Annotated in this window: 1 protein-coding gene; it reads left to right on the top strand. The window is 33.3% G+C overall.

All coding sequences use genetic code 11. The features are described from left to right. Positions 1-411: 411 nt before the first annotated feature. Positions 412-945 carry a hypothetical protein gene (locus tag HMPREF1052_RS11375; RefSeq protein WP_005761092.1) on the top strand — a complete coding sequence of 178 codons (534 nt, stop codon included), beginning with the start codon at positions 412-414 and terminating at the stop codon, positions 943-945. Positions 946-1,120 lie beyond the last annotated feature (175 nt).

Genomic DNA, 1,120 nt, shown 5'->3' on the forward strand with positions numbered 1-1,120 from the left:
ATTTAAAAATTTTTTGATTTGTAACTCAGTCCGGTTTAACAAAAGCATATCTGTTATTTCCCCTTATCTTTCATAAAAAAACTCTATGTAAGTATGCATAAAATAGACAAAATATAACCAAACCCCATTTCAATTCTATTTTTATTTTCTCTTTGATATTACCAATAGCAGTCCATAGAAAAATCATAACGGTAACACTTTTTGTGTTTATCCAGTTTTGAATATTGCTCAGTTGTTTTTTTTTGTACAATTTGAGCGCTTTTTACATTTATATTGGCGTTTTAAAATGATAGAAAAGTGTTTCCCTTGGGAAGCTAAAAAAGAGGGCCTCAATATATGATTGGGTTATTTATATGGGGGCACTTTATTTGTCGTGAATGATTATTTTAAAGGTTGGATTCAAGGTTTACTATGAGTATAGATTTTCTTAAAGCAGTTAAACAATTTCATAAAGATAAGCAAGAGCTGAATAGCAGATATCTTTCTTGGGAATATTGTTATGCTGGATTTTATCAGGCAAGAAAAACAAAAAATCCTGACTATGATTATTTGAGCTTGCAGCTTTATCAATATCTTGCCAGCTGGGGAATGTTGCGAGGTTCGTCTTTTTTATTATGGAAAGATTACAAAATCCATATTCCAGTTATTCAAGAAATGTTGCAATCGGAATATGACTGCCTACAAGGGGCAAGTTGCCAAGATTTTCTGAATGAAAAAGTACAGGCAGCTTGGGAAAAACTGGATAACAAACTCATTGAGTATTATAGCAGCGTGCGTAAAGAGCAGTGTGGTTCGGTCAAAAATGAAGTTTCTACGGTATTACGCAGCAAAATTTTGCTCGGTACATTAGGCTGCACGCCAGCTTATGACCGCTTCTTTAGAAAAAAAGTGAAATCGAAACCTTATGGCATCAGCAGCGTATATGGCAAAAATTCTTTCAAATAACTGGCTGAGTTTTATGAAAAACATCATTCAGAATTTGAAGCGTGCCGCCAAACTTTAAAATTTGATAATAGTGACTTGATTTATCCGCAAATGAAATTGTTGGATATGGGATTTTGGCAACTTGGTTTTAACGAGCAAAATATAGAATAATACTAATGCAGCTTTCTCTGATGAG

Source organism: Pasteurella bettyae CCUG 2042 (genome assembly GCF_000262245.1).
In the GTDB taxonomy this organism is placed as follows: Bacteria; Pseudomonadota; Gammaproteobacteria; order Enterobacterales; family Pasteurellaceae; genus Basfia; species Basfia bettyae.